This window comes from Streptomyces sp. NPDC001536 (assembly GCF_042894505.1).
Classification (GTDB): domain Bacteria; phylum Actinomycetota; class Actinomycetes; order Streptomycetales; family Streptomycetaceae; genus Streptomyces.
The window spans coordinates 152284-179244 of the sequence record NZ_JBIAVQ010000006.1 but is presented as its reverse complement, the minus strand read 5'-3'; the positions used below and the strand labels follow the sequence as shown (position 1 = coordinate 179244).

The window sequence follows — 26961 nt, the reverse complement described above, 5'->3', positions numbered from 1 at the left end:
CTGTTTGTATCTGTGAGGATTTGATGCTGGAGATCTCCGAAACCGGCCGTACCTGGCTTCTCTCCGGGCCTGCCAGCAGTTATGCCGTCCACCTGACCGGGGACGACGTCCTGCTGCATCTCCACTGGGGCGCGAGAATCGAGCTCGCCGACGCCGAGGAACTCGCCGCTCGTCCCCTGCCCGCCGAACGCGGCTTCGAGTCGCCGCTCGACGGCCGCGAGGAGTATCCCGTCGAGGGCGGCCCCCGCTTCGTACGGCCCGCACTGTCGGTGCGGACCGGCGAGCGGCGCGGTACCGAGTGGAACTTCGAGTCGTACGAGACCGCCGGCGACCCGGAGGGCGAGGAGCTGCGGCTCCGGTTCCGTGACGGCGGGCTGGCGATCACGCTGCACTACCGGATGCGCGGCGACGTGGTGGAGCGCTGGGTGGCCCTGGACAACCAGGGGCCCGAGGCCATGGAACTCCTGCGCGCCGACTCCGCCACCTGGACCCTGCCCGACCGCGAGGACTGGCGGCTGTCCCATCTGCACGGCCGCTGGGCCGCCGAGTCCCGGCTGACCAGCGCGCCGCTCACCTACGGCGAGAAGGTCATCGGCAGCCGCCGCGGGCACACCGGGCACCAGTACCTGCCGTGGGTGGCGCTGGACACGGACGCCACCGAGGAGCGCGGCGAGGTCTACGGCTGCGCCCTCGGCTGGTCCGGCTCCTGGCGCATCGCCGTGGCCCAACTCTCCGACGCGCGCGTGCAGATCACCGGCGGGGTCGGGCACGACGAGTCGGGCCTGCTGCGGCTGGCGGCGGGGGAGTCCTTCACCACGCCCGTCTTCGCCGGCCTGTGGAGCGACGGCGGCTTCGGCGGGGCGAGCCGGGCCTGGCACGCCTACCAGCGGGCGTACGTCATCCCGGGCGCCGACCAGGACCGGCCCGTGCTGTTCAACTCCTGGGAGGCCACCGAGTTCGACATCTCCGAGGAGCAGCAGGGCGCCCTCGCCCGGCGGGCCGCGGCGATCGGCGTCGAGCTGTTCGTGGTCGACGACGGCTGGTTCGGCGCCCGCACCAGCGATCGCGCGGGCCTCGGCGACTGGACGCCCAACCGCGACCGCTTCCCGGGCGGCCTGAAGCCCCTCGCCGACCACGTGCACGAGCTCGGCATGCAGTTCGGCATCTGGGTCGAGCCCGAGATGGTCAACGCGGACAGCGAGCTGTACCGGGCGCACCCGGACTGGGTGCAGTACCAACCTGGACGAAAGCGGACGGAGTTCCGTAATCAGCTCGTACTGAACCTCGCGCGCGAGGACGTCCAGGAGTACCTCTGGGGTCACCTCGACGCGCTCCTGACCAGCGCCCCGATCGACTATGTGAAGTGGGACTTCAACCGCAGCTTCACCGACGCGGGCTGGCCCGGCGACCCCTACCCGCAGCGGCTCTGGATCGACCATGTGCACGCCTTCTACGCCCTGTTGGACCGGCTGCGCGCCGCCCACCCGGGCGTCGCCTTCGAGTCCTGCTCGGGCGGGGGCGGCCGGATCGACCTCGGGGTCATGAGCCGTACGGACCAGGTGTGGACCTCCGACAACACCGACCCGCTGGACCGGCTCGCCATCCAGCACGGCTTCGGTCAGATCCACCCCGCGCGCGTGATGGCCGCCTGGGTGACCGACAGCCCGAACGCCATGCTCAACGGCCGGGTCAGCTCGCTGCGCTTCCGGTTCGTCAGCGCCATGGCCGGGGTGCTCGGCGTGGGCGGCGACCTCACGCGGTGGAGCGAGGCGGAGCTCGCCGAGGCCCGCCAGTGGGTGGATCTCTACAAGGGGATCCGGCCCGTGGTGCAGCGCGGTGACCTCCACCGGCTGCGGCCGCCGCGGGGCGGGCTCAGCGCCGTCCAGTACGTCCTCGGGGACGAGACCGTCGTCCTCGCCTGGCTCCAGGCGCAGAGCTACGGCGAGCCCGTACCGGCGCTGCGGCTGCGCGGGCTCGACCCGACAGCGTCGTACGAATGCCTCGAAACGGGCGAAGTTCACAGGGGTGCTGTATTGCTGCATCACGGACTTCACGTCGGATTGCGCGGCGACCTGGATGCGGCAGTTCTCCGGCTGCGCCGCATCTGAGTCGTCTGTCCGAATTGGCGCGTTCCTCATCCTTCATTCCAACTCGCTCTGGAATAAAGGACGCTGTGAATGTGCCACGTGAGGAGCGTCATAGCCGTGACCGTGCGTCGCCCGTCATGTTCACGTAATTCCCGTTCTTTTCCTGGGGTTTTGCATGGCGGGAGGCGTGCGTAATTCACGCAGGGTGACCGGTAATTCTCACAGCGGATCAAGAGGAACGCATTCAGGTGGAACCTCTCGCTTGTCCCTTTGCGTCTTGCTCGCTTACGTTCGCCATCAATCCGGACGGACGCCCAATCCTGCCGCCGCCCGGGGACCGCACAACTCACCCGTGAACGGCAGGAGCGGGGGACCCACAGGTACAACCGCCTGTTCCGGTCTCCGGAACGGCTAGGGGTTAAGTCGCATTTCGGTGCGGCCGGGCATCTCCAGCCCGAACCCGACAGCTCACCTCGTAGGCGCCGGAGAGGAATTCGCCATGCCCGCGAAGGGTAAGCACCGCCGTCCGAAGGCCCAGCGCCTCACTCGTTCGATCGCCGTCGCCGGCACGGGTGGCGCCGCACTCGCCCTCCCGCTGATGGGTGCCGCAGGCGCCCACGCGGCCACCCCGCAGTCCGTTTCGGAAAAGGCCGTCCAGTCCCTTCCGGTCGCCGAGAAGACGGCCACCGAGAAGAAGGCCGCGGAGAAGAAGAGCGCCGCGAACACCGCGACCGTGCGCACCTATTCGGTGCGGTCCGGTGACTATCTCTCGAAGATCGCCGACGAGCAGAACGTCACCGGCGGCTGGAAGAAGCTCTACTCGGACAACCGTGAGGCCGTCGGCTCCGACCCGTCGCTGATCCACCCCGGTCTGAAGCTCACCATCGGCAAGAAGGCCGCGGCGAGCACGGAGAAGTCCGCGAGCGCGGAGCAGCCGGCGGAGAAGCAGAAGTCGGCGGAGAAGCAGAAGTCCTCTTCGTCCGACTCGTCCGCCTCCACCGAGTCCTCCAAGTCGTCCTCGTCGAACACGACGGCGGCGACGCAGAGCAGCGAGACGGCCAGCGCCGGCGGCTTCACTCTCCCCGTGGCCGGCGCCACCGTCGGCACCCCGTACCGGATGTCCGGCAGCATGTGGTCCAGCGGCTACCACACGGGTGTCGACTTCGTCGTCCCGACCGGTACCTCGCTCAAGGCCGTCGGCGCGGGCACGGTCGTCTCGGCCGGCTGGGGCGGCGCGTACGGCAACCAGGTCGTCATCAAGCTCGCCGACGGCTACTACGCCCAGTACGCCCACCTCTCCTCGCTCTCGGTGTCCTCCGGCCAGACCGTCACCGAGGGCCAGCAGGTCGGCCTCTCCGGCGCGACCGGCAATGTGACCGGCCCGCACCTCCACTTCGAGATCCGCACCACGCCGGACTACGGCTCGGACGTGGACCCGGTCGCCTACCTCCGCGCGAAGGGCGTCTCCGTCAGCTGACGCCGCCCTCCCTCTGTGCCACCGAAGGCCGGATCCCGATCCCCGGGTCCGGCCTTCGGTGTCTTCGCTGTCCGGTCTTGCGGGTTCATGATCACCGTGTTGCGTTCTTGTGGCACGGCTGTCCAAAGCGTCGACAGTGAGGGGAGGGTGGGGACACAGTGATCTCCGTAGCGATGCAAGCGCTTTCTGTCCGCATCATCCGGAGGTCCCCGTGCCCGGCGTCGACCGACGCACCGTCATCAAAGGCGCCGCAACCGCGGCCGCCGCGACCCAGTTCTCCTGGGCCCTGTCCCGCACCGCCGCAGCGGCCGACGCGGACGACACCGAACTCCACTGGCTGGAGGGCTCGACGCCCGAGGTCCACGCCGGTACCACCTGGGGCGTGCCGTGGGCGCGCGGGACGTACCGGCCGGAGCAGGACTTCCGGCTGACGACCGCCGCCGGCGACGACGTCCCCGTCCAGAGCTGGGTCACCGGTCACTGGCCCGACGGCTCGGTGAAGTGGACCGCGCACGCGATCGCCCCCGGCGCCCCGAAGGCCTCCGCCTACAAGCTCGCGGCGGGCAGCCCGGCCGCGCCCGAGCAGAAGGTCACCGTCACCCGTACCGGGGGCCGGGTCGAGGTGTCGACCGGTGTGATCACGGCCGTGTTCGGCGCCAAGGGCTCCGACACCGTCGTACGCAGTGTGCGGCGCGGGTCGGCCGAGATCGCGCGGGACGGGAAGCTGGTCGCCCTGCGACAGGAGTCCGTGCGGGAGGGGGCGGACGTCTCGCGCTTCCTCGGCCGGGTCGAGAAGGTCGAGGTCGAGCAGGACGGTCCGGTCCGGGCCGTGGTCCGCGTCGAGGGCAGGCACCGCAGCGGCGGCCGCGGCTGGTTGCCGTACACCCTGCGCTTCTCCTTCTTCGCCGGTGGCGAGTCCTTCCGCCTCGTGCACACCTTCGTCTGGGACGGCGAGCAGAAGCCCGGCTCCGACCAGGGGGACTTCCTGCGCGGCCTCGGCGTCCGCTTCACCGTGCCGCTGAGCGACGAGCCCTACGACCGGCACATACGCTTCGCCGACTCCGACGGCGGACTGTTCAGCGAGGCCGTCCAGGGCATCACCGGGCTCCGCCGCGACCCCGGCGCGGCGGTGCGAAGCGCCCAGATCGCCGGCTCGCGACTGCCGGACACCTCGACCTGGGACACCCGCGTCTCCAGCCGTCTCGCCTACATCCCGACCTGGGGCGACTACACCCTCACCCAGCCCAACGCCGACGGCTACACCGTCCGCAAGCGCACCAAGGCGGGCTACGGCTGGATCCACGCGGCGGCCGGTCGGCGCGCCGGCGGCCTCGGCTACGTCGGCGGCGCGAGCGGCGGACTCTCCTTCGGCCTCAGGGACTTCTGGCAGCGGCACCCCGCCCAGCTCGACGTACGCGGGGCCGCGGGGGAGGCCGCCGAGGCCACCGTGTGGCTGTACTCGCCCGAGGCACAGCCGCTCGACCTGCGCTTCTACCACGACGGCCTGGGGCAGGGCACGTACGAGAAGCAGTCCGACGGCGGTCTGGAGATCACGTACGAGGACTACGAGCCCGGCTTCGGCACGCCGTACGGCATCGCGCGGACCAGTGAACTGACCTTCTGGGCAACGGAGAAGACACCTTCCGCCGCAGTCCTCGCCGCCCAGGCCACCGCCACCGCGACCCCGCCGCTCCTGACCGCCACCCCCCAACGGCTGCACTCCGCCGGGGTGTTCGGGGACTGGGCGCCCGTCGACCGTTCCGACAAGGCCCGGTCGGCCGTCGAGGATCGCCTGGACGCGCTGTTCGCCTACTACGTCGGCCAGCGCGAGCAGCACCGCTGGTACGGCTTCCTGGACTACGGCGACGTCCAGCACACCTACGACAACGACCGGCACGTCTGGCGCTACGACGTCGGCGGATTCGCCTGGGACAACTCGGAGTTGGGCACCGACCTCTGGCTCTGGTACCACTTCCTGCGCACCGGCTCCGCCGAGGTCTTCCGGTTCGCGGAGGCCATGACCCGGCACACCGGCGAGGTCGACGTCTACCACCTCGGCAAGTGGGCGGGTCTCGGCACCCGGCACGGCGTGCAGCACTGGGCCGACAGCGCCAAGCAGGTCCGTATCTCCACGGCCGCCAACCGCCGCTTCTACTACTTCCTCACCGGCGACGAGCGCACCGGCGACCTGCTGAGCGAACTCGTCGACGTGGAACTGACGTTCCTGGAGGTCGACCCGCAGCGCAAGGTCCGCACCGACGGCTACACGCCCGGCGACCGGCACGCGCTGTCGGTCGGCTTCGGCACCGACTGGGGCGGCATCTCGGCGGCCTGGCTCACCGAGTGGGAGCGGCAGGGCCCGAACGCCGCGAAGGCGAAGGCCAAGCTGGTCAACTCGGTGCGGACGATCGCCGCCCAGCCGAACGGGTTCTTCACCGGGACGGGGCTGCTCGACGCGGACACCGGCAGGTTCGCCGTCACCACCAGCACGGCCGTGAGCGTGTCGCATCTGAGCGCCGTCTTCGGGCTCGTCGAGACCAACAGCGAACTCGTGTCGCTGTTCGGCGACGAGGAGCCCGAGTTCCGTACCGCGTGGCTGAACTACGCGCGGTACTACAACGGCACGGACGCCCAGAAGCGCCAACTCACCGGTTCCACCTGGAAGTCGGCGCTGCCCGCCGCCCACTCCCGGATCACCGCCTACGCGGCGCACCACCAGGACGATGCCACGCTCGCCAAGCGGGCGTGGAACGAGTTCTACACCGGCAGCGACACCTACTTCCCCTCCAACGACTGGAACCCGGTCACCGTCAAGACGCCGGCCGTCCTGCGCACCACCGAGGAGATCCCGTGGATCTCCACCAACTCCTCGGCCCAGTGGGCCCTCGCCGCGATCCAGAACCTGGCCCTGATCGGAGACCGGATCCCGTCATGAGACGTGCCTTCCTGACCGTGGCGGTGGCCGCGGGGCTGGTCGTCGGGGCGGTGCCGCCCGTCATGGCGTCCGACGACTCGAACGTCGTACGGCCCGATGACCGGCGCCTCGCCTACGAGGGGCACTGGGGCCGTACCTCCGAGGCGGCGATCACCGTCAACTCCGGGTCCCGGCTGGGTTTCCGCTTCACCGGCGACAGCGTCCACGTCCTCTTCGACGTCTCGTCGATCACCGTGCCCGCGCAGATCTACGTGTCGGTCGACGGCGGCCCGAAGCGGCTGTACGCCGTCGACCGCGGCGACATCGAGATCGAGGCCTTCGGACGGGGGCCGCACACCGTCGAGCTGTCCGTGAAGGACGTCTTCTCACGGGTCAACCGGTGGACGCCACCGCTGGAGACCGGCGTGGTGCTCACCGGAGTCCAGGGGCATCTGCTGCCTCAACACGCCCGGCACAGCAAGACGTTCACGTTCTACGGCGACTCCATCACCCAGGGCGTCATGGCCCTGTGCGACGTGAACACCTCCGACTGCGCCGACGGCACCGCCGCTTACCCCACCCTGGTCGCCGACGCTCTGCACGCCTCCCTGACCCAGGTCGGGTTCGGGCGGCAGGGCGTGCTCCAGACCGGTAACGGGGGAGTGCCGACGGCGTCGGACGCCTACGGCTGGAACTACGCGGGGTCCAGGGCGGATCTGGACCGCAGGGCCGATGTGATCGTGGTGAACCAGGGCACCAACGACACCGCGTGGGGCCCGGACGAGTTCCGTGCCGCCTACCGCGCCTATCTCGACAGGCTACGGACCGCGGCACCGCATGCGCGCATCCTCGCGCTGCGCCCCTTCAACGGCACCCACGCCAAGGACATCGCCGCCGTCGTGGCCGAACTGTCCGACGCCCGGACCGAGTTCGTCGACACGACCGACTGGATCTCCGCGGCCGACGGCGACTTCAACGGAGCCGTCCATCCCAGCGTCCAGGGTCACCGCAAGGTGGCCGAGCGACTGATCACCCTTCTCGCAAAGGAGCACTAGTGCGCCGCCTGCACCGCCGAAGAACCGTCGCCGTCGCCGCGGCGGCCCTGCTGGCCGGATTGTTCTCCGCGCCCGCCGGACACGCCTCCGCTGACGACGCCCCGCGCCGGGTGGTCGAGAACCTCGACCGCGGACTCGTCGCCGTACCCTCCGGCTCGGGCGAGGGCACCTTCCTGAGCTGGCGCCTGCTCGGTACCGAGTACGCCCGGTACGGGAACGCCATCGCCTTCAACGTGTACAAGAACGGGCGGCGGCTGAACCGTACGCCGGTCACCAAGTCGACGACCTACCAGGACAACACGCCCGGCAAGGGCACCTACACCGTGCGGGCCGTCGTCAACGGGCATGAGCAGAAGCGGAGTTCGGCCGCCCTCGACTTCGCGCAGGGCTACGCCGAGATCCCGCTCGCGACCGCCGACGGCTACACCGTGCAGCACGCCTGGCCCGGCGACCTCGACGGCGACGGACGGTACGAGATCGTCGTCAGCCGGCTGTCCGGGACCCGTGACAGGCCCGACCTGCTGGAGGCGTACACGCTGACCGGTGAGCGGCTGTGGCGCGTGGACCAGGGGCCCGGCTCGTACACACAGGTCGGCGGGAACGGCGCCAACGACCCGGCGCCCGCGGCGATCAGCGGCTCCACGGCGATCGGCGGCTACCGCAACGACGACAACGTCACGGTGTTCGACCTGGACGGTGACGGCAGGGCCGAGGTGCTGGTGCACACGGCCGACGGGACCACCTTCGCGGACGGCTCCCGGGTCACCGCGGCCTCGCCCGCGAACCAGTTCGTCTCCGTCATCGACGGCCTGACCGGCACCGAGCGCACCCGGCAGCCCGTCCCCGCCGACTTCGTCGCCGATGGACCCTCCGGCGGCCACTTCGGCATCGCCTACCTCGACGGTGAACACCCCAGCCTGGTCACCAAGTTGGTCACCAGAGTCGGCGCCAGGCGCGGTACCTTCCGGCTCCTCTTCCAGACCTGGGACTTCGACGGCACCGACCTGACACCGCGTTGGAAGTACGTCGTCCCCTCCACCAGTGGCGCGACCAGCTTCCACCAGATCCGCACCGTCGACGTCGACCTCGACGGCAAGGACGAGATCGCCGACGGCAACTACGTCGTCAACAGCGACGGCACGCTCCGGTACGTCGTCGACGGCGCCGGGCACGGCGACCGCTTCCACATCGCCGACCTGGACCCCGACCGGCCAGGGCTGGAGGGATTCGCCATCCAGCAGGCCGAGTTGGGCGTCGTCCCGAACTTCCCCTGGTACTACTACGACGCCGACACCGGCGAGCGACTGGTCACCGGACAGCACCCGGCGGACTGGGTCAACGACACGGACATCGACGTCGGCCGCGGCAGCACCGGCGACATCGACCCGAACCATCCCGGCTACGAGTACTGGACCTCCACCGCCGACGTCACCGCCCCCGGCGCGGGCGTCCGCAACGTCCAGGACGGCAAGGTCTCCACGACCACGCCCAGCGTCAACTTCCGCATCTGGTGGGACGGCGACAAGGCCTCGGAGAACCTCGACTACACGCACGTGGAGAAGTGGGACCCGGCGACCGAGACGACCACGAAGATCTTCGAGCCGACCGGAGTCGTCTCCGGCGCCCGCAACGCCACCCCGTTCTACGGCGACCTCCTCGGCGACTGGCGCGAGGAGATCCTCGCCGAGACCGCCGACCACACCGCCCTGCGGCTCTACACCACCACCGAGCCGACGAAGACACGCATCTACACACTCGCGCAGAACGCCGAGTACCGCCTCGGCTGGACCGTGCGCGGCTATCTCCAGTCCACGTACACCGACTACTACCTCGGCACCGAGACCCGCCGGGTGCCGAAGCCCTCCATCACCCTCCCGGAAGGAGCCGTCCGAAGTGACGACCACGCGTAGAGCATTCGGAGCCCTGGCGGCCGGCACCGCCCTGGCCGCCCTCGCCCCCGCCGGCGTCGCGAGCGCCCACTCCGCGCACCGCCGCGGCCGTCTGATCGCCCACGACGACTTCCGCCACGGCCTCGGCCAGTGGGCCGTCGAACTGGAGAAGGGCGGCACCGTCACCGCCGCCCGCGGCACCCTGGAGGTCGAGGTACCGGCCGGCGCGACGATCTGGTTCAAGAAGCGGCTCGAAGGCCCCTACGTCATCGAGTACACGGCCACGCCCGTGTCCGAGGGCGGCGTCAACGACCGGGTCTCCGACCTCAACAACTTCTGGAACGCGGTCGACGCCCGGTCCCCCGAGGACCTCTTCGCCACGCCGCGGTACGGAGCGCTGGCCGAGTACGACAACCTCAGGACGTATTACGTCGGTTACGGAGCCAACACCAACACCACGACCCGACTGCGCCGGTACGTCGGCGAGCCCGGGGTCCGTCCGCTGGTCTACGACTACACCGAGCCGCTGCTCGTGGCGAACGAACCTCACCGGGTGCGGATCGTCTCCGACGGCTCCACCCAGCGGTGGTGGAACAACGGGCGGCTCGTCTTCGACTACACCGACCCGGAGCCGTACACCAGTGGGCATTTCGCCTTCCGGACCACGTGGAGCCACTTCCGTCTGAACGACTTCCGAGTGTGGCGGCTGAGCCCTCAACATCGCTGATCGGAGAGGTATTCCGGGCTTGGTCAACACTTTAGGAGTGGCTTATCTCACCGCCCGTCAACCCTTCCTTACGGTCGCGTAGGTCACATTCGAAGGGGAATCATGCCGGGTGTGGCAGACGATTCGAAGAGTGACAGCAGAACAGTGATCGGGTCGTACGTTGCGGTGGGGGACAGCTTCACCGAAGGCGTCGGCGACCCCGGCCCCGACGGGGCGTTCGTCGGCTGGGCCGACCGGTTCGCGGTACTTCTCGCGGACCGGCGGCCCGAGGGCGCCTTCACGTACGCCAACCTCGCCGTTCGTGGCAAGCTGCTCGACCAGATCGTGGCGGACCAGCTTCCCAAGGCCGTGGAGATCGGCCCGGACCTGGTCTCCTTCTGCGCCGGCGGCAATGACATCCTCCGACCAGGAACCGACCCCGACGAGGTCGCCGAGCGCTTCGAGCGGGCCATCGCCCGGCTCACCGAGGCGTGCGGCACCGTGATGGTGACGACCGGGTTCGACACCCGTGGCGTGCCCGTGCTCAAGCATCTGCGCGGCAAGATCGCCACGTACAACGGACATGTGCGGGCGGTCGCCGACCGCTACGGCTGTCCCGTCCTCGACCTGTGGTCCCTGAAGACCATCCAGGACCGCAGGGCCTGGGACGGCGACCGGCTCCATCTCTCCGCCGACGGGCACACACGCGTGGCGCTGCGCGCGGGTCAGGTGCTCGGCCTGGAGGTTCCGGCCGACCCCGACCAGCCGTGGCCCCCGCTGCCGCCGCGCGGCACGCTCGACGTGCGGCGCGACAACGTGCACTGGGCGCGCGAGTACCTGGTGCCGTGGATCGGGCGGCGGCTGCGCGGGGAGTCCTCGGGCGACCATGTGACGGCCAAGGGCGCGCTGTCGCCGGACGACATCAAGATGCGGATCGCCTCGGTGGCGTGAGGTCCGTGCGGGGGCGCGTGCGGGCGGCTCGACCAGTGAGGTGACCGCGCGGGAGTGGTGCGCGGTCCGGTCCCGGAGCCGGTGTTGGGATGACGCACATCGTCCCCCGACCCCGGAAGGACCGGACGCGCATGCCCGTTCCCCGTACGACCGTCATGGCGATCGCCGTCACCCTCCTGGCCCTCGGCCTGTCCGTCGCCGCCGCACCGGGGGCCGCCGCCGCGCGCGGTGCCGTTCCCGCGGTGCGTGTCGCGGCGGCGCCCGCCACCGTCACCGTGACCGGCGAGGGCAGCGCCGTCGCGGAGCCCGACATCGCCGTCGTCGGCGCCGGGGTGGAGGCCACCGCCAAGACCACCCGGGCCGCGCTGGACGCGCAGAACGAGGCGGCCGACGCACTGCTGAAGGCGGTGCGTGCCCAGGGGATCGCCGACCGGGACATCCGTACCGAGAACGTCTCCCTCAGCCCCGTCCACGACTACCAGGACGGCGTGTCGACGCTGACGGGCTACCGGGCCGCACAGTCCTTCTCGGTCAAGGTGCGCACGATGGCGAACACCGGCGCGCTGCTCACGGCCGTCACCGAGGCCACGGGCGACGCGGGGCGCATCAACTCCGTCGTCTTCGACCTCGACGACCGCCGCCCGCTCCAGGCCCGCGCCCGCAAGGCCGCGTACCAGGACGCCCACGCCAAGGCCGCACAGTACGCCGAGCTCGGCGGCCACCGCCTCGGCCGTCTCGTCTCCCTCAGCGAGGGCGGCACCGGATACGTCCTCCCGATGCCACCGGTCTCCGGGGACGCGCCGGGGGAAGCCATCGGCGCGGTGCCGCTCGCTCCTGGGGAGATCAGGGCGACGGCCTCGGTCACGGCGGTGTACGAACTGGACTGAGGACCGTCCCCGCGCGGACGGACCCCGGGGCGGCTACGCCCGTATCCACCGCCGCAGTGTCTCGACCGTGTTCTCCGGCGACGAGTTGAAGCACAGCCGGATCCCGGGCACCTCCTCGGTGAGCACATTGACCAGCCGTTCGAACAGCACGGTGTTCTCCGGCGCCATCCGTACGCCGCCCCCGATCATCGCCAAGCCGAACGTGTCCGCTCGCAGCCGTTCCCGCACGGCCGCTTCGGAGCGGTCCGGATCGGTGTCGATCAGACAGGGCACCACATCGAATCCCGCCTCGCGCAGGGCGGTGTGCGCCGCCTCGATCCGGGCGGTGAAGGTCACCTCGTCGACGCCTTCGGGCATCCGGCTGTAGTCGAGCACCCGCGGGTGCAGTCCGACGGACAGCACCTTCGTCGTGCCGGGCAGGGGAGGTGGGGCCGTCGGTAAGGCCACGGGCGGGTCCCTCTCTGTGGACGATCTGCCGTTGCGGGGCGCCGATCCGTGCCCGAGGCCGGTGCGGCCCCCTCAGCGCTCCTGTGCGCTCAACGTCCCGGCTCCCAGGCCGAGTTCCCGCGCCAGGGCCTCGTCCACCCACTCCTGCGCGCGGGACCGGGACACGGCGCCCGGGTAGGACGTCAGCTGTACGGCGAGACCGTCGAGCAGGGCGGTCAGGCGCAGGGCCGCGCCGTCCGGGTCGGGGCAGTGGAACTCGCCCGCGGCCGTGCCCTCCCTGACGACCTCGGCGATCGCCGCCTTCCACTGTCTGTCGAGGCCCCGGGTGACCTCCTGCAACGCGGGCTCGCGCAGTGCCGCCGCCCAGCCCTCGATCCACAGCCGCCAGCCCTTGGCCTGGCCGGTCGGGGCGTACCAGCGCACGGCGGACCGCAGCCGGCGCAGCGCGGTCGTGCGGCGGCCGAGCAGCTTGCGCAGCTGTGCGAGGTCCTCCTCGGCGGCGTGGGCGAACGCGGCGGCGACCAGCTTCTCCTTGGTCGAGAAGTGGTACAGCACCAGCGCGTTGCTGACCCCGAGCGCCGAGGCCACGTCGGCGATCCTGACCGCCGCCACGCCCCGCGCCTCGATCTGCTCGACGGCGGCCCGCAGCAACTCCTCGCGCCGCTCGGCCACGCTCAACCGCACTCTCGCCACGCGGCCACCCTATCCAGGGCGGCCCTCGGACCGCCGAGCGGCAGCTGTCACCGGCAGAGGCGGGTACGGGCACGGGCCGAACCGCCGACGGCGCCCGTCACCGGTACCACCCGAACCGCTCCGCGATCACCGGCAGCCGGTCCGCGACGATCGCGTGCGCGGCGGCCCGCGGTGACGTCCCGTCGGCCTCCGCGCGGGCCAGCATCAGCTCGACGAGGGCTCGCATGGCGCGCCGGGTGTGCGCGAACGCCTCCTCCGCGTCGGCGCCGATGTCGCCGAACAGGGTCCACCACCACCAGGCGTTCGTCCCGGAGTTCACGACCACGTCGGGCAGCACGGTGACGCCCCGCGCGGCCAGCAGCGCCTCCGCCGCGGGCAGGACGGGCATGTTCGCGGCCTCGACGATCCAGCGGGCGGTGATCCGTCCCTGGTTCGCGGCGTCGATCGCGTACGACACCGCCGCGGGTACCAGCACCTCCGCGTCCGCGGACAGCCAGGCGTCGCCCGGCAGTTCACGGTCGCCGGGGCGCAGCACGGCACGGTCCACGGTGCCGTACGCGTCCCGCGCGGCGAGCAGCGCCTCGACGTCGAGCCCTGCGGGGTTGGCGATGGTGCCCTTGATGTCGGCGACGGCCACGACGTGCAGTCCCGCGCGCGCGAGGAACCGTGCCGTGGCTCCGCCCATCGTGCCGAGCCCCTGCACCGCGACCCGCGTCCCGGCGCAGGGCACCCCGGCCCGGTCCAGGGCCGTGAGCACCGACTCGGCGACTCCGCAGCCACCGGCCAGCTCGTCGAGCCCGATGCCGTCCACCTCGACGGCGAACGCCTCCGCGAGCCGCCGCCGGGCCGCCGTCTCGTCGTCGAGCAGCGGGTACACGGCCTGGATCGAGGAGACGAGCCCCGCCTCGGCCGCCGCCCGGTCCACGAGGTCCTGGGTGAGACCGAGGTCCTCGCCCGTGGTCCAGAAACTCTCGACGTACGGTCGCATCGCGCGCAGGAAACGCACGAGGATCCCGTACGCCGCCGGGTCCTGGGGATCGCAGTCGATGCCGCCCTTCGCGCCACCCAGGGGGATGTAGCGGCCCTCGGGGTCGTAGTGCAGCGCTTCCTTCATCGTCATGCCGCGGGCCAGCCCGGTGACCTCGTCCAGGGTGCAGCCCTCGCGCATGCGCAGCCCGCCGCTGGACACGCCGCGTACCAGCCGGTCGACGACCAGGAAGCCCTGGCGGCCGGTGACGTGGTCGGTCCAGGTGAGCGACATCAGGGGGGTGGTCATAGAGGGCTTCTCCTGGTCGATTACTGAATGGTGAGTCAGTATTGGGAAGCGGTCGGGGCGCTGTCAACGCGGAACGAAACCGGTTGACGGGCCCGGAGCCGGGGCTGTTACGTTCCCTTTGGGAACGTACTGGTCGACGGAGGGGGGCGGGGCGTGGCGAACGTCGTCGAGTTGTCGTACTACCCGGTCAAGGGATGCGCCGGGATCTCGGCGAGCGAGGCGCTGGTGACACCGGCCGGACTCGCCCACGACCGCGCCTTCATGGTCGTGAGCGACGAAGGCGTGTTCCGGACCCAGCGGCGCGACCCGCGGCTCGCGCTGATCCTGCCCGGCATCGACGCCGCCGGCGAGCGGCTCACGCTGCGCGCGCCGGACCATGGCGAAGTGGCCGTCGACGTCGACACCACCGGAGCGCGCCGGCCCGTCGAGCTGTTCGGGAAGCCGTTCCGGGGCATCGACCAGGGCGACTCGGTGGCGCGGTGGCTCACCGACGTGCTCGGCGTCCCGAGCAGGCTCGTCCGGGTACCGCCCGAGCACGACCGGGTGACCGACGGCAGGACACCGGGCACCGCCGGCTGGGCCGACAGCGGCGCCCTGCACGTGCTGTCGCGGTCCAGCCTCGACCTGCTCAACGAGAAGATCGCCGAGCGCGGCGGCGAATCCCTGTCGATGAACCGCTTCCGCCCCAACATCGTGATCGGCGGCTGGGACACCCCGCACACCGAGGACCGCGCCCACCGCGTGCTGATCGGCGACACCGAGCTCGCCTACGCCAAGCTCGCCGTCCGCTGTGCCGTCACCCTCGTCGACCAGGAGCGCGGCGCCAAGGGCGGCCCGGAACCCATCCGCACACTGGCCGGCTACCGCCGCGGCGCCGCCGGCACCGTGTTCGGGGTGAAGTTCTCCGTGCTGCGGCAGGGGAAGCTGGCGGTCGGTGACGAGGTCGACGTCACGGCGTGGGGGGACTCCGAGGTGTAGTTCACGCGGCCGTGACCAGGGCGATCCCGGTTTGTCGGAGAGGGCGACCATAATGGAATGCCTCACCGACTCCACCTGGAGGTACCGTGTCCGGTTTCCGTTCCCTGAGCTCCGGGCTCCGCGCGTTGCAGCCCGCGGCCTTCGGCGTGGACCCGAGCGGTGAGCGCCTCGCGCGCATCCGTAGATCGCCGCACTTCAAGGACGGGGTCTTCCAGAACCCGGGCGGCACCGCCCGCATCCGGCCCTCCGGCTCGACGGTGGAACTCGCGAAGGTCTTCTTCGACAAGGACGAGCGGCCCCGCCGCGCCCCCGGCGGCCGCATCCCCGTGCACCCCACCACCCTCGCCGACATCGCCCGGCCGCCCGCCACCGGACTGCGGCTGACCTGGATGGGGCACTCCAGCGTGCTCGCGGAGATCGACGGACAGCGGGTGCTCTTCGACCCGGTGTGGGGCGAGCGCTGCTCCCCGTTCCCCTTCGCGGGGCCCAAACGCCTCCACCCCGTCCCCCTGCCGCTGGCCGCGCTCGGCCCGGTCGACGTGGTCGTCATCTCGCACGACCACTACGACCACCTGGACATGCCCTCCATCAAGGCACTGGCCGGCACCGACACCCTGTTCGCGGTGCCGCTCGGCGTCGGCGCCCACCTGGAGCACTGGGGCGTCTCCGCCGACCGCCTGCGCGAGCTGGACTGGCACGAGGCGACAAAGGTCGGCGGCCTCACCCTGACCGCCACCCCGGCCCGCCACTTCTGCGGCCGCGGTCTGCGCAACACCCAGCACACCCTCTGGGCCTCCTGGGTCGTCGCCGGCGAGCGGCACCGGGTCTTCCACAGCGGTGACACCGGCTACTTCGAGGGCTTCAAGGACATCGGCGCCGAGCACGGCCCGTTCGACGCCACGATGATCCAGATCGGCGCGTACAGCGACTTCTGGCCCGACATCCACATGACGCCCGACGAGGGCATGCGCGCCCACCTCGACCTCCAGGGCGGACCGTCGGCCGGACCGATGCTGCCGATCCACTGGGCCACCTTCAACCTCGCCACGCACGCGTGGGCGGACCCGGGCGAGGGCACGCTCGCAGCCGCCCGCAGGGAAGGGGCCTCGGTCGCCCTGCCCCGGCCGGGCGAGCCCTTCGAGCCCACCGCCGAGACCGTGCCCGGCGAGCCGTGGTGGCGCGGGGTCGCGTCGGCGCCGGCGGGCGGGTGGCCCGCGGACGGCGTGGGCACCGAGGCGGGTCCGGCGACCGACACGGCCCGTGACCTTCCCCGTGCCGCGACCGAGGGCACCGGCGAGCCCGAGACCGTGCCCGCGGGCTGATCCCAGGCCGGAGGACGACTGACGGCGAGGGCCGGAGAGCATCACGCTCTCCGGCCCTCGCCGTCTGCGCATGACCGCTTCTGACCAGGTTCGATCGAAGTCCGGTCGTTCCGGAACGGACTGCTGAGGAGCCTATCGGGCTGTCGTACGAGACCTCATACCAGAGCGGGACCCTCTCCGTACGAGTTTGTCAACTGCCCACCGCACATGATGCGTTGCCGACTACTGTGAGTGTCCGTCGGGCGACGCAGGGCCGATCTTTTTCGGCGCTCTCGACCGACGCAGCGATGGCGCAGCCGGAGGAGGGAGTCGACGCGATGGGGATCCCCCCAGCTCGACCGCGACCGGGCACCGGGGGACACCGGTGACCGACGACCGCGTCGGAGTGCGCTCCGCCCGCAGCGAGCGCACCAGGGAACCGGCGGGAGCGCGCACCGGACCACGGGAGCCCGGCCGCGGCCGGCCGAGCCCGCCCGCCGACCAGGCCCGACGGACCACCAGTACGAGGACACCGATGGCTCAGCTCCGCGCACCGGCGACCCGCGCAGACCGCCGCGAAGGCGGCCGGCACGGAAGGCCGGCCGCCCGGCCCGTACCCGCGCTGCCCGAGACGCACATACGGCCACAGCTGCTGCGGCTCGCCGTGCTGCCGCCCATCGCGGTCGCCCTCAGCGCCTCGGCAGCCGTCCTCTTCACGGTCCGCTCCACCGGCGCACAGCCCGGTCTCACCCTGTGGGGCGTGCTCGCCGGCGCCTTCTCGGTCACCCTCGCCGCCGTCCTCATCGCCGCCGTGGCCGCCGACCGCGCGGCCACGGCGGTCAGCGACCGCATCGGCGCCCTGCGCCGCACCAGCGCGCGCGGCGAGGCGGACCTGCGCGCCCTCGTCGAGGCGCTGCGCCGCGGCGACGGACCGCCCCAGCGCAAGCCGCGCGGCGGTCCCCCCGAGGACGCCGACGACTTCGAACTGCTCGCCGCCGACCTGTCCCGCGCCCACGAAGGGGCCGTCACCGCGGTCGTCCAGGCCGCCCAGCTGTCCAGCCAGGCGGGCAGCGAGCAGAAGCTGGAGGTCTTCCTCAACCTCGCCCGGCGCCTCCAGTCCCTGGTGCACCGGGAGATCTCCATCCTCGACGAGCTGGAGAACGAGATCGAGGACCCCGACCTGCTCAAGGGCCTCTTCCACGTCGACCACCTCGCCACCCGCATCCGGCGGCACGCCGAGAACCTCGCCGTGCTCGGCGGGGCCGTCTCCCGCCGGCAGTGGAGCCACCCCGTCTCCATGACGGAGGTGCTGCGCTCCGCCATCGCCGAGGTCGAGCAGTACTCCCGGGTCAAGCTCGTGCCGCCCATCGACGGCACCCTGCGCGGGCACGCCGTCGCCGACGTCATCCACCTGCTCGCCGAACTGGTCGAGAACGCGACGGTGTTCTCCGCCCCGCACACCCAGGTCCTGCTGCGCGCCAACCTCGTCACCTCCGGGCTCGCCGTCGAGGTCGAGGACCGCGGGCTCGGCATGCCCGTCGGCGAGCAGAACAAGATGAACGCCCTGCTCGCCGACCCCGACCAGGTCAACGTGGGCAGCCTCCTCGCGGACGGCCGGATCGGCCTGTTCGTGGTCTCGCAGCTCGCCCGGCGGCACGGCATCAACGTCCGGCTCCAGACCAACATCTACGGCGGCGTACAGGCCGTACTCGTCGTACCGCAGGGGCTGTTGGGCACGGACCCGGACGCCCCGGGCGCCATGCCGCGGTCACCTGGCGGGACGGGAGCGCCCGGTCCGGGAACGGGTCGGCCCCCGGCGCCCATGACGGGCCCGGGCATGCCGGGTCCGCCCGCGCCGCCGCAGGGGGGAACGGATCGGCCGCGGACCTCCGTACCACCGCAGCAGTACCCGTACGCCGGAGCCGGTGCTGACGGCGGTGCCGTCGCCGACACCGGGGCCCAGCGCGTCGTACCCTTCGCGCCGCGCCGCCAGCCCGACGCTCCGCGAGCCGCCGCCCCGGCGCCCGACACCGGCGCGGCCGTACCGCTGCCCGTGCGCGGCACCCACCAGGAGCGGCCCAACCCCGCGGAAGCCGTCCCCGGCATCCGCCCCGACGACCGGCAGCGCGTCGCCGAACGCACCGTCGGACCGCCCACCCCGCGCACCGGCACCGTCCGCGGCACCATGGGCAAGCCCCAACTGCCCCGCCGCCGCGCCCAGGAACACATCGCACCCCAGCTGCGCGACGGCCCGGCGGCACCGCGTCCCGAGCCGGACCACCTCGCCGGTCACGACCCGGGTCTGATGGCGGCCTTCCAGCGCGGCATCGGCCTCGCCGAGGCACAGCAGCACCTGGAGGCCGAGCACACCGGGGCGCCCCACCCCGACGCGGGCCACCCGGAGGCCCCGCACATGGAGGCCGTGCGCTTCGACACGGACGGGACGGGGTCCACGTACCTCGGCGTACCGCACCCCGCCCCCGCACCCCTGGACCTCGCGCACCCGGACGCCCCCCACCGGGACATGTCGCCCCAGGACGTCCCCGCCATGGACCCGGGCCGGATAGCCGAGGTGCGCGGCGCGCACGACGGCGGGTCCGCGGCCCGCCCCGACCACACCCCCACCCGGCACGACGGGAGCGCAACAGCCGGATGACCACCCCCGTTTCCACCCCACCCCCCAGCGCTCCCGCAGACCTTCGTACCTCAAGGAGTCGATCCACCATGGCGAGCGAAGCGCCGACCGGCCATGTATCCGATCTCGACTGGCTGATGAGCGGCCTCGTGCAGCGCGTGCCGCACACCACCAGCGCGGTACTCCTGTCCTGCGACGGGCTCGTGAAGTCGGTCCACGGTCTCGACACCGACAGCGCCGACCACATGGCCGCCCTGGCCTCCGGCCTGTACTCCCTCGGCCGCAGCGCCGGGGTCCGCTTCGGGGACGGCGGAGACGTCCGCCAGGTGGTCGTCGAACTGGACTCGACCCTGCTGTTCGTGACCACCGCGGGGTCCGGCACCTGTCTCGCCGTGCTCGCGGGGCGCGAGGCCGACGCCGCCGTCCTCGGCTACGAGATGGCGATGCTGGTCAAGAGCGTGCGCCCCTATCTGGTGACCGCACCCCGGCAGCACGCAGGCGAACCGACGGCGATGAGGCCTTGAGCGTGGCGGCGGCCGGCGACGGGCCCTGGCTCGACGACGCGGCCGGACGCCTGGTGCGCCCCTTCACGGTCAGCAACGGCCGCACCAGGCCCACCATCGCGCTCGACCTGCTCTCCCAGGTGATGGTCACCGGAGCCACCCCCCTCGGCTATCTCGGCCTCGAACACACGCAGGCGCTCGACCTGTGCCGGGCGCCCGTCTCGGTCGCCGAGGTCGCCGCCCATCTGAAGCTGCCGGCGGCCGTCACCAAGGTGCTGCTGTCCGACCTCGTCGACTGCGGGGCGCTCACCACCAAGCCCCCCGAGTTCACCCACAACCCGACTGACCGGGCCCTTCTGGAGGCAGTGCTCGATGGACTACGACGACAGCTCTGACCCCTTCCCCACCGCACTCAAGATCCTGGTGGCGGGAGGGTTCGGAGTAGGCAAGACGACCTTCGTGGGCGCGGTCAGCGAGATCGCGCCGCTCAGCACCGAGGAGCTGCTCACCACGGTCAGCGCCGCGACCGACAACCTCGACGGGGTCGAGAACAAGGTCGAGACGACCGTGGCCATGGACTTCGGCCGGATCACCCTCGACCCGGAACATGTGCTGTACCTGTTCGGCACGCCCGGGCAGGAGCGGTTCTGGTTCATGTGGGACGAACTCTCCGAGGGTGCGCTCGGCGCGGTCATCCTCGCCGACACCCGAAGGCTGGAGGACTGCTTCGCCGCCGTCGACTTCTTCGAACAGCGCGGTCTCGGCTTCATCGTCGCGATCAACGAGTTCGACGGCTCGTACCGCTATGACCCGGAGGAGGTCCGCACCGCCATCGACCTCGCCCCGGAGATCCCGATCGTCCGCTGCGACGCCCGGATCTCCAGCTCCGGTGTCCAGACCCTGCTGACCCTCGTACGGCATCTCATCGCCCACGCTCCGGCACCCGCGTCGAGCCACGGCGCCCACATGTGATCCCCGCACCCGACGCCACGGAGCCGCATATGACCCACACCCACAGCGACGGAACCCGCCGATGAGCTACGACCCGGTGCGTCCCGCCGGTCGTCTGCTGCTCACCCCCGAGGACAAGGAGGCGCCCGCACGGGCCGCGCGCCTGCACGGGCTGGGTCTGGGCGAGCGCCCGGAACCGGCCCTCGACGCCTTCGCGGACCGGCTCGCCGGGCTGACCGGGGCGCCGTACGCGATGGTCAACTTCATCGACGAGAACCGGCAGTTCTTCGCCGGCCTGCACACCCCGGACGCCCGGCCGGTGGTGCCCGCCGACGAGACCAAGCCGGAGCTCGGCCGCCATCTGGAGCGCGACCACGGCTTCTGCCCGCATGTCGTCGTCCGCCGCAAGGCCCTGGTCCTGGAGGACGTCTGCGACTATCCGCGGTTCGCCGGCAACCCGGTCGTCGACGAGTTCGGCATCCGCTCCTACCTGGGCGCACCCCTCATCGACAGAACCGGGATGGTCCTCGGCACGGTGTGCGTCGTCGATGTGGAGCCGCGGCCCTGGGGGAGGCCCGGCCTGGAGACCATCAAGTCGTCGGCGGCGGAACTCGTCGCGAGACTGGAGCGGATGGAGGCGGACGGCCTTCCGCTCTGAATCCCTCGCCGTGAGCCGTGAGCCGTGAGCCGTGAGCCGTGAGCCGTGAGCCGTGAGCCGTGAGCCGTGGGCTCAGACCCCGCCCCGCCAGATGTTGTCGAACGCGGAGCTCTCTATCGCCCGTCGCTGGCGTACGCCCTCCAGTTCCATCACCGCGTCCCCGACGGCCGCCAGCACGGCCGTGACCGTGTCGTCGGTCAGGTCCTCAAGGGTTTCCGGCTGCTCGTCCTGGAGCCCGGCGGCGGTGGCCAGCGCGGCGAAGACGGGCTCGGCCGAAGCCCGGCGCTCCTCGGCGCGGGTCCGCTCAGGGGAGTCGAGCACTACGGTTCGCCCGGTGCGCACCGGGATGCGGCGCGCCTGTGTCCGAGTCGCCAAGCCGTCCGACTCCAGGGCGGCGAAGTAGGCCGCGGACAGCCCCTCGCCCCGCCGCCACAGCCAGTCCTCGACCGACTCGTACGGCTCCTGTCGTACGAACGTCGCGGCGGCCTCGTCCAGCAGGCGGTCCCCGGTCTCCGGCGGCGCCCCGGGCACGATGCGGTCGGAGTCGACGGCGAGCGCTCCGGCCTCGACGAGATCCAGCAGTTCGGCACCCGCGAGGGCGAGCGAGACATCGCCCTGCTCGACCGGGGCGTCGGACGACGCGGCCAGAGCGAGTACAGCGAGATCACGTGCGGTGTTCATGTGCGGCTCCCCGTCGGTGCGGTGCGTCCCTGCGGGTACCAACGGGCATCCCGGGTCCGGTGTTCCCGCCGAGAACGGCGGGCGTGAAGCGGAGCTGCGGCGCGGGTTAAGAAAACCTCGATGGACCCGGGGCGGTGCCGTACGGCAGATTGCTACGCGATCCCACCCCTCTCCCCGGACGCGGGCTTCCTCGGTATGCCCGCGCACGGGGATCGCACCCACAGGAGCCGTAGCGTTGAAGGCGCTGGTCAAGGAGAAGGCGGAACCCGGGCTGTGGCTCGCGGACGTCCCGGAGCCCGCCGTCGGACCCGGCGACGTGCTGATCAAGGTGCTGCGCACCGGCATCTGCGGCACCGATCTGCACATCCGCTCCTGGGACGGCTGGGCGCGGCAGACGATCCGTACGCCGCTGGTGCTCGGGCACGAGTTCGTGGGCGAGGTCGTCGGAACCGGGCGGGACGTCACCGACATCGCCGTCGGCGACCGGGTCAGCGGCGAGGGCCACCTGGTGTGCGGCAAGTGCCGCAACTGTCTCGCCGGGCGCCGCCACCTGTGCCGGGCCACGGTCGGGCTGGGCGTCGGACGCGACGGCGCCTTCGCGGAGTACGTCGCCCTGCCCGCCGCCAACGTCTGGGTGCACCGCGTCCCCGTCGACCTCGACGTCGCCGCGATCTTCGACCCGTTCGGCAACGCCGTGCACACCGCGCTGTCGTTCCCGCTGGTCGGCGAGGACGTCATCATCACGGGGGCCGGTCCCATCGGACTGATGGCCGCCGCGGTCGCCCGGCACGCGGGTGCCCGCAACGTCGTGATCACCGACGTCAGCGAGGAGCGGCTGGAGCTGGCCCGCAAGATCGGTGTGAGCCTCGCGCTCAATGTGGCGGATCATCAGATCGCCGACGGACAGCGGGAGTTGGGGCTGCGCGAGGGCTTCGACATCGGCCTGGAGATGTCCGGCCGGCCCGAGGCGATGCGCGACATGATCGCCAACATGACGCACGGCGGCCGGATCGCCATGCTCGGCCTGCCCTCGCAGGAGTTCCCGGTCGACTGGGCGCGGATCGTCACCTCGATGATCACCATCAAGGGCATCTACGGCCGTGAGATGTTCGAGACCTGGTACGCGATGTCGGTGCTCCTGGAGGGCGGCCTCGACCTCGCCCCCGTGATCACCGGCCGGTACGGCTACCGCGACTTCGAGGCGGCCTTCGCCGACGCGGCGAGCGGCCGCGGCGGCAAGGTCATCCTCGACTGGAACGCGTAACTCCCATACAGCTTCAGGAGCTTCTGTCATGTTCGACTCCGTGCGCGACGACCTGCGCGCCACCCTCGACGAGATCCGCGCCGCCGGTCTGCACAAGCCCGAGCGCGTCATCGGGACGCCGCAGTCCAGGGCCGTCGCCGTCACCGCGGGCGGCCGGCCCGGTGAGGTCCTCAACTTCTGCGCCAACAACTACCTCGGTCTCGCCGACCACCCCGAGGTGGTCGCCGCCGCCCACGAGGCCCTGGACCGCTGGGGCTACGGCATGGCGTCCGTGCGCTTCATCTGCGGGACGCAGGAGGTGCACAAGGAGCTGGAGGCGCGGCTGTCGGCGTTCCTCGGCCAGGAGGACACGATCCTCTACTCGTCCTGCTTCGACGCCAACGGCGGTGTCTTCGAGACGCTCCTCGGCCCCGAGGACGCGGTGATCTCCGACGCCCTCAACCACGCCTCGATCATCGACGGCATCCGTCTGTCCAAGGCCCGCCGCTTTCGCTACGCCAACCGTGACCTGGCCGACCTGGAAGACCGGTTGAAGGACGCGTCCGACGCGCGCCGCCGGCTGATCGTCACCGACGGCGTGTTCTCGATGGACGGCTATGTGGCGCCGCTGCGCGAGATCTGCGACCTCGCGGACCGCTACGACGCCATGGTCATGGTCGACGACTCCCATGCCGTCGGCTTCGTCGGTCCCGGCGGCCGCGGCACCCCCGAGCTGCACGGGGTGATGGACCGCGTGGACATCATCACCGGCACGCTCGGCAAGGCGCTCGGCGGGGCGTCCGGCGGCTATGTGGCGGCCCGCGCGGAGATCGTCGCCCTGCTGCGCCAGCGCTCCCGCCCGTACCTGTTCTCGAACACCCTCGCCCCGGTGATCGCCGCCGCCTCGTTGAAGGTGCTCGACCTCCTGGAGTCGGCGGACGACCTGCGCGTTCGGCTCACCGAGAACACCGCGCTGTTCCGCCGCCGGATGACCGAGGAAGGCTTCGACATCCTGCCCGGCGACCACGCCATCGCCCCGGTGATGATCGGGGACGCGGGCAAGGCGGGGCGCCTGGCGGAGCTGCTGCTGGAGCGCGGCGTGTACGTGATCGGCTTCTCGTACCCGGTCGTACCGCAGGGACAGGCGCGCATCCGCGTCCAGCTGTCGGCGGCGCACTCCACGGACGACGTGAACCGGGCCGTGGACGCCTTCGTCGCCGCCCGGGCGGAGCTGGAGGGCTGAGCCGGAGCACACGGGGGCATTTGAGACAATCGATCTCATGATCGAAGCGCGGCGGCTCCACATCCTCCGTGCGGTGGCCGACCACCGCACGGTGACGGCGGCTGCCGCCGCGCTGTACCTCACCCCCTCGGCGGTCTCCCAGCAGCTCACGGCGCTGGAGCAGGAGACCGGGCACCGCCTGGTCGAGCGCGGCGCGAAGGGCGTACGGCTCACTCCGGCCGGCGAGATCCTGCTCAGCCACACCAACGCCGTCCTCGCCCAGCTGGAGCGGGCCGAGGCCGAGCTCGCCGCGTACGGCTCCGGCGAGGCCGGCACGGTCACCGTCGCCTCCTTCGCGACCGGCATCGCCCTGGTCGTCGCCCCTGCCGTGGCCCGGCTCGCCGACACCGCGCCCGGCATCCGGATCCGCGTCCAGGACGCCGAGGGCGACGCCAGTCTGCCGATGGTGCTGGACCGCCAGGTCGATGTCGCGGTGGCGGTGGAGTACCGCGGGGCGCCGCCCGCCGACGACCCCCGACTGTCCCATGTCCCGCTGTACGCCGAGCCGTTCGACGCGGTCGTGCCGGTCGGTCATCGCCTGGCGGACGCGGAGGAGGTCCCTCTGGCGGAGCTGGAGAAGGATCCGTGGATCGGCCCGTACCCGGGAAATCCGTGTCACGACGTGGTGGTGCTGGCCTGTGAGAGCGCGGGGTTCCAGCCCCGCCTGGAACACTCCTCGGACGACTTCCGGGCAGTGGTCGCCCTCGCCTCCGCCGGTGCCGGGGTGGCGTTGGTGCCGAGATCGGCGCTGATCGGTATGGATTTCACCGGCGTGGTCGTACGGCCCGTCGACGGGGTCGCGCCCACCCGCCGGGTCTTCGCGGCCGTACGGCGCGGCGCGGAAGGGCACCCGCTGATCCGCCCGGTGCTGGAAGCGCTCGGAGAGGCGTCCCAGCCGTAGGGAACCGGCCACCGGCCGGAAGCAGTCTGGGCTGTCATGCGTGTGACGATGATCCTCCCGGCCCTGACCGAGGCGACCAGCCCGCTGTTCCGGCCCATCAAGTACTCGCTGTTCCCGCCCCTGGGCCTGGCGACCCTGGCCGGCTATCTGGACCCCGACGACGAGATCACCCTCTATGACGAACACGTGGAGCGGATCGATCTCGAAGCCCTCGACACCCCGGACCTCCTGGTCGTCCAGCCGTACATCACCTCGGCCGGACGCGGCTACGAGATAGCCGACCACTTCCGCGCCCGGGGCGTCCACGTCGCCATGGGCGGCCTGCACGTCACCTCACTGCCCGAGGAGGCGGCGGCCCACGCCGACACTGTCTTCACCGGCCCCGGTGAGGACACCTGGCCCCTGTTCCTGAAGGACTTCCGCGACGGAGTCCCCGCCCGCCGCTACGACTCGACCCTGCGGACACTGGCCGGACTGCCGCCCATCCGACGCGACCTGATCAAGCGTCACCTCTATCTCGTCCCCAACTCGATCGTGGTGTCGCGCGGTTGCCCCCACCACTGCGACTTCTGCTACAAGGACGCATTCTTCGAGGGCGGCAAGTCCTTCTACACCCAGACCGTCGACGACGCCCTCGCGGAGATCGACCGGCTGCCGGGCCGCCACCTCTACTTCCTCGACGACCATCTGCTGGGCAACCGGCGCTTCGCGGAAGCCCTGTTCGACGGGATGAAGGGCATGGGGCGGCTGTGGCAGGCGGCGGGCACGGTCAACTCCGTACTGAGACCGGACCTGTTGGAGAAGGCCGTGGAGGCGGGCCTGCGCAGCCTGTTCGTCGGCTTCGAGACCGTCAACGACGCCAACCTCGCCGAGCGCCGCAAGAACCAGAACATCGGCGCCGACTACGCGGCCGCGGTGCGGCGCCTGCACGACGCCGGGGTCATGGTCAACGCCAGCTTCGTCTTCGGGCTCGACCAGGACGGCCCCGACGTCTTCGACCGCACCGTCGCCTGGGCGGTCGAGCAGGGCATCGAGACGGCGACCTTCCACATCATGACGCCCTATCCGTCGACGGGGCTGTGGAAGCAGATGGAGGCCGAGGACCGGATCGTCCACCGCGACTGGGACCTGTACGACACCCGCCATGTCGTCTACCGGCCCAAGGGGATGACACCGCGTCAGCTGGAGGACGGCTACTGGCGCGCGTACCGCGACTTCTACCGCTGGTCCAACATCTGGCGCGGCTCGGCGGCCCAGCCGGGCCGTCATGAGCGGCTGCGGCACCTCGCCTACTCGGGCGGCTGGAAGAAGTTCGAGCCCGCGTGGGACCTGCTGATCCGCTCGAAACGGGTGGTGCGGGCGATGCCGGCGCTGGAGCGCACGCTGGCGGCGTTCGGCGGACGGGAGTGAGCGGGGTCACGATGAACGGCGTCCCATATCCGGGAT

Annotated in this window: 23 protein-coding genes and 1 riboswitch; of the genes, 19 read left to right on the top strand and 4 right to left on the bottom strand. The window is 71.4% G+C overall.

The features are described 5' to 3' along the window. Window positions 1-23 precede the first annotated feature (23 nt). The 8 genes from ACFY0U_RS18705 to ACFY0U_RS18670 all read left to right on the top strand — a co-directional run bounded on the left by ACFY0U_RS18705 (window position 24) and on the right by ACFY0U_RS18670 (window position 11966). Window positions 24-2108, top strand: a complete 2085-nt coding sequence (locus ACFY0U_RS18705) for an alpha-galactosidase (RefSeq protein WP_388636590.1) — start codon at window positions 24-26, stop codon at window positions 2106-2108. Between the two features lie 290 nt (window positions 2109-2398). Beyond that, a riboswitch (cyclic di-AMP (ydaO/yuaA leader) is annotated at window positions 2399-2582 on the top strand. A gap of 4 nt (window positions 2583-2586) precedes the next feature. Further along, entirely contained in the window at window positions 2587-3564 is a 978-nt protein-coding gene (locus ACFY0U_RS18700; protein WP_388636588.1) for a peptidoglycan DD-metalloendopeptidase family protein, read from the top strand. Between the two features lie 211 nt (window positions 3565-3775). Beyond that, a complete protein-coding gene (locus tag ACFY0U_RS18695; protein ID WP_388636586.1) occupies window positions 3776-6499 on the top strand; it encodes a Tat pathway signal sequence domain protein in 2724 nt (907 codons plus the stop codon). Then, window positions 6496-7533 carry a GDSL-type esterase/lipase family protein gene (locus ACFY0U_RS18690; RefSeq protein WP_388636584.1) on the top strand — a complete coding sequence of 346 codons (1038 nt, stop codon included), beginning with the start codon at window positions 6496-6498 and terminating at the stop codon, window positions 7531-7533. The genes ACFY0U_RS18695 and ACFY0U_RS18690 overlap by 4 nt, the downstream gene beginning before the upstream one ends. Further along, window positions 7533-9443, top strand: coding sequence for a hypothetical protein (locus ACFY0U_RS18685; protein WP_388636582.1), 1911 nt, complete (start codon window positions 7533-7535; stop codon window positions 9441-9443). The genes ACFY0U_RS18690 and ACFY0U_RS18685 overlap by 1 nt, the downstream gene beginning before the upstream one ends. Beyond that, window positions 9427-10149: a DUF6250 domain-containing protein gene (locus tag ACFY0U_RS18680; protein ID WP_388636580.1), complete on the top strand. Its 723-nt coding sequence runs from the start codon at window positions 9427-9429 to the stop codon at window positions 10147-10149. Before ACFY0U_RS18685 ends, ACFY0U_RS18680 begins: the two co-directional genes overlap by 17 nt. Window positions 10150-10293: 144 nt before the next feature. Then, complete coding sequence (locus tag ACFY0U_RS18675; RefSeq protein WP_388637193.1) at window positions 10294-11079, top strand: SGNH/GDSL hydrolase family protein; 786 nt, start codon at window positions 10294-10296, stop codon at window positions 11077-11079. Window positions 11080-11210: 131 nt separating this feature from the next. Then, window positions 11211-11966 carry an SIMPL domain-containing protein gene (locus ACFY0U_RS18670; protein ID WP_388636578.1) on the top strand — a complete coding sequence of 252 codons (756 nt, stop codon included), beginning with the start codon at window positions 11211-11213 and terminating at the stop codon, window positions 11964-11966. 33 nt (window positions 11967-11999) lie between these two features. Here ACFY0U_RS18670 and ACFY0U_RS18665 read toward each other — a convergent pair whose 3' ends face one another. The 3 genes from ACFY0U_RS18665 to ACFY0U_RS18655 all read right to left on the bottom strand — a co-directional run bounded on the left by ACFY0U_RS18665 (window position 12000) and on the right by ACFY0U_RS18655 (window position 14382). Then, window positions 12000-12413 (bottom strand): hypothetical protein, encoded by a 414-nt coding sequence (locus ACFY0U_RS18665; RefSeq protein WP_388636576.1) that lies wholly within the window; start codon window positions 12411-12413, stop codon window positions 12000-12002. A gap of 72 nt (window positions 12414-12485) precedes the next feature. Further along, a complete protein-coding gene (locus ACFY0U_RS18660; protein WP_388636574.1) occupies window positions 12486-13106 on the bottom strand; it encodes a TetR/AcrR family transcriptional regulator in 621 nt (206 codons plus the stop codon). A gap of 97 nt (window positions 13107-13203) precedes the next feature. Continuing rightward, window positions 13204-14382: a Glu/Leu/Phe/Val dehydrogenase dimerization domain-containing protein gene (locus ACFY0U_RS18655; RefSeq protein WP_388636572.1), complete on the bottom strand. Its 1179-nt coding sequence runs from the start codon at window positions 14380-14382 to the stop codon at window positions 13204-13206. Window positions 14383-14535: 153 nt separating this feature from the next. Between ACFY0U_RS18655 and ACFY0U_RS18650 the strand changes: the two genes are divergently transcribed. The 7 genes from ACFY0U_RS18650 to ACFY0U_RS18620 all read left to right on the top strand — a co-directional run bounded on the left by ACFY0U_RS18650 (window position 14536) and on the right by ACFY0U_RS18620 (window position 21408). Then, window positions 14536-15360, top strand: coding sequence for an MOSC domain-containing protein (locus ACFY0U_RS18650; protein ID WP_388636570.1), 825 nt, complete (start codon window positions 14536-14538; stop codon window positions 15358-15360). 86 nt (window positions 15361-15446) lie between these two features. Then, on the top strand, window positions 15447-16682 hold the full coding sequence (locus ACFY0U_RS18645; RefSeq protein ID WP_388636568.1) for an MBL fold metallo-hydrolase: 1236 nt from the start codon (window positions 15447-15449) through the stop codon (window positions 16680-16682). A 514-nt stretch (window positions 16683-17196) separates the two neighbouring features. Beyond that, window positions 17197-19317, top strand: a complete 2121-nt coding sequence (locus tag ACFY0U_RS18640; RefSeq protein WP_388637191.1) for a sensor histidine kinase — start codon at window positions 17197-17199, stop codon at window positions 19315-19317. A 68-nt stretch (window positions 19318-19385) separates the two neighbouring features. Further along, the gene (locus ACFY0U_RS18635) at window positions 19386-19820 is read left to right on the top strand and encodes a roadblock/LC7 domain-containing protein (RefSeq protein WP_046257445.1); all 435 of its coding nucleotides are present in this window, start codon (window positions 19386-19388) and stop codon (window positions 19818-19820) included. Between the two features lie 2 nt (window positions 19821-19822). Continuing rightward, on the top strand, window positions 19823-20194 hold the full coding sequence (locus tag ACFY0U_RS18630; protein WP_353691341.1) for a DUF742 domain-containing protein: 372 nt from the start codon (window positions 19823-19825) through the stop codon (window positions 20192-20194). Continuing rightward, the gene (locus ACFY0U_RS18625) at window positions 20172-20771 is read left to right on the top strand and encodes an ATP/GTP-binding protein (protein ID WP_388636565.1); all 600 of its coding nucleotides are present in this window, start codon (window positions 20172-20174) and stop codon (window positions 20769-20771) included. Before ACFY0U_RS18630 ends, ACFY0U_RS18625 begins: the two co-directional genes overlap by 23 nt. A gap of 61 nt (window positions 20772-20832) precedes the next feature. Then, window positions 20833-21408: a GAF domain-containing protein gene (locus ACFY0U_RS18620; protein WP_388636563.1), complete on the top strand. Its 576-nt coding sequence runs from the start codon at window positions 20833-20835 to the stop codon at window positions 21406-21408. A 72-nt stretch (window positions 21409-21480) separates the two neighbouring features. Here the strand turns inward: ACFY0U_RS18620 and ACFY0U_RS18615 are convergent, their stop codons facing one another. Further along, window positions 21481-22089, bottom strand: coding sequence for a GPP34 family phosphoprotein (locus ACFY0U_RS18615; protein WP_388636561.1), 609 nt, complete (start codon window positions 22087-22089; stop codon window positions 21481-21483). A 235-nt stretch (window positions 22090-22324) separates the two neighbouring features. Between ACFY0U_RS18615 and tdh the strand changes: the two genes are divergently transcribed. The 4 genes from tdh to ACFY0U_RS18595 are packed head-to-tail and all read left to right on the top strand — an operon-like array spanning window position 22325 to window position 26925. Next, window positions 22325-23353 (top strand): L-threonine 3-dehydrogenase, encoded by a 1029-nt coding sequence (gene tdh, locus ACFY0U_RS18610; protein WP_388636559.1) that lies wholly within the window; start codon window positions 22325-22327, stop codon window positions 23351-23353. A gap of 28 nt (window positions 23354-23381) precedes the next feature. Further along, window positions 23382-24575, top strand: a complete 1194-nt coding sequence (locus tag ACFY0U_RS18605; protein WP_388636557.1) for a glycine C-acetyltransferase — start codon at window positions 23382-23384, stop codon at window positions 24573-24575. A 37-nt stretch (window positions 24576-24612) separates the two neighbouring features. Continuing rightward, window positions 24613-25515: a LysR family transcriptional regulator gene (locus ACFY0U_RS18600; protein ID WP_388636555.1), complete on the top strand. Its 903-nt coding sequence runs from the start codon at window positions 24613-24615 to the stop codon at window positions 25513-25515. Between the two features lie 36 nt (window positions 25516-25551). Then, window positions 25552-26925 carry a B12-binding domain-containing radical SAM protein gene (locus ACFY0U_RS18595; protein ID WP_388636553.1) on the top strand — a complete coding sequence of 458 codons (1374 nt, stop codon included), beginning with the start codon at window positions 25552-25554 and terminating at the stop codon, window positions 26923-26925. Window positions 26926-26961: the final 36 nt, after the last annotated feature.

What these genes read in the sequence shown, in the direction of transcription:
- ACFY0U_RS18595 (WP_388636553.1), top strand. Translation starts at nt 25,552, where the DNA reads ATGCGTGTGACGATGATCCTCCCGGCCCTGACCGAGGCGACCAGCCCG.
- ACFY0U_RS18640 (WP_388637191.1), top strand. Translation starts at nt 17,197, where the DNA reads ATGGCTCAGCTCCGCGCACCGGCGACCCGCGCAGACCGCCGCGAAGGC.
- ACFY0U_RS18705 (WP_388636590.1), top strand. Translation starts at nt 24, where the DNA reads ATGCTGGAGATCTCCGAAACCGGCCGTACCTGGCTTCTCTCCGGGCCT.
- ACFY0U_RS18605 (WP_388636557.1), top strand. Translation starts at nt 23,382, where the DNA reads ATGTTCGACTCCGTGCGCGACGACCTGCGCGCCACCCTCGACGAGATC.
- ACFY0U_RS18690 (WP_388636584.1), top strand. Translation starts at nt 6,496, where the DNA reads ATGAGACGTGCCTTCCTGACCGTGGCGGTGGCCGCGGGGCTGGTCGTC.
- ACFY0U_RS18615 (WP_388636561.1), bottom strand. Translation starts at nt 22,089, where the DNA reads ATGAACACCGCACGTGATCTCGCTGTACTCGCTCTGGCCGCGTCGTCC.
- ACFY0U_RS18625 (WP_388636565.1), top strand. Translation starts at nt 20,172, where the DNA reads ATGGACTACGACGACAGCTCTGACCCCTTCCCCACCGCACTCAAGATC.
- ACFY0U_RS18600 (WP_388636555.1), top strand. Translation starts at nt 24,613, where the DNA reads ATGATCGAAGCGCGGCGGCTCCACATCCTCCGTGCGGTGGCCGACCAC.
- ACFY0U_RS18655 (WP_388636572.1), bottom strand. Translation starts at nt 14,382, where the DNA reads ATGACCACCCCCCTGATGTCGCTCACCTGGACCGACCACGTCACCGGC.
- ACFY0U_RS18620 (WP_388636563.1), top strand. Translation starts at nt 20,833, where the DNA reads ATGAGCTACGACCCGGTGCGTCCCGCCGGTCGTCTGCTGCTCACCCCC.
- ACFY0U_RS18670 (WP_388636578.1), top strand. Translation starts at nt 11,211, where the DNA reads ATGCCCGTTCCCCGTACGACCGTCATGGCGATCGCCGTCACCCTCCTG.
- ACFY0U_RS18635 (WP_046257445.1), top strand. Translation starts at nt 19,386, where the DNA reads ATGGCGAGCGAAGCGCCGACCGGCCATGTATCCGATCTCGACTGGCTG.
- ACFY0U_RS18700 (WP_388636588.1), top strand. Translation starts at nt 2,587, where the DNA reads ATGCCCGCGAAGGGTAAGCACCGCCGTCCGAAGGCCCAGCGCCTCACT.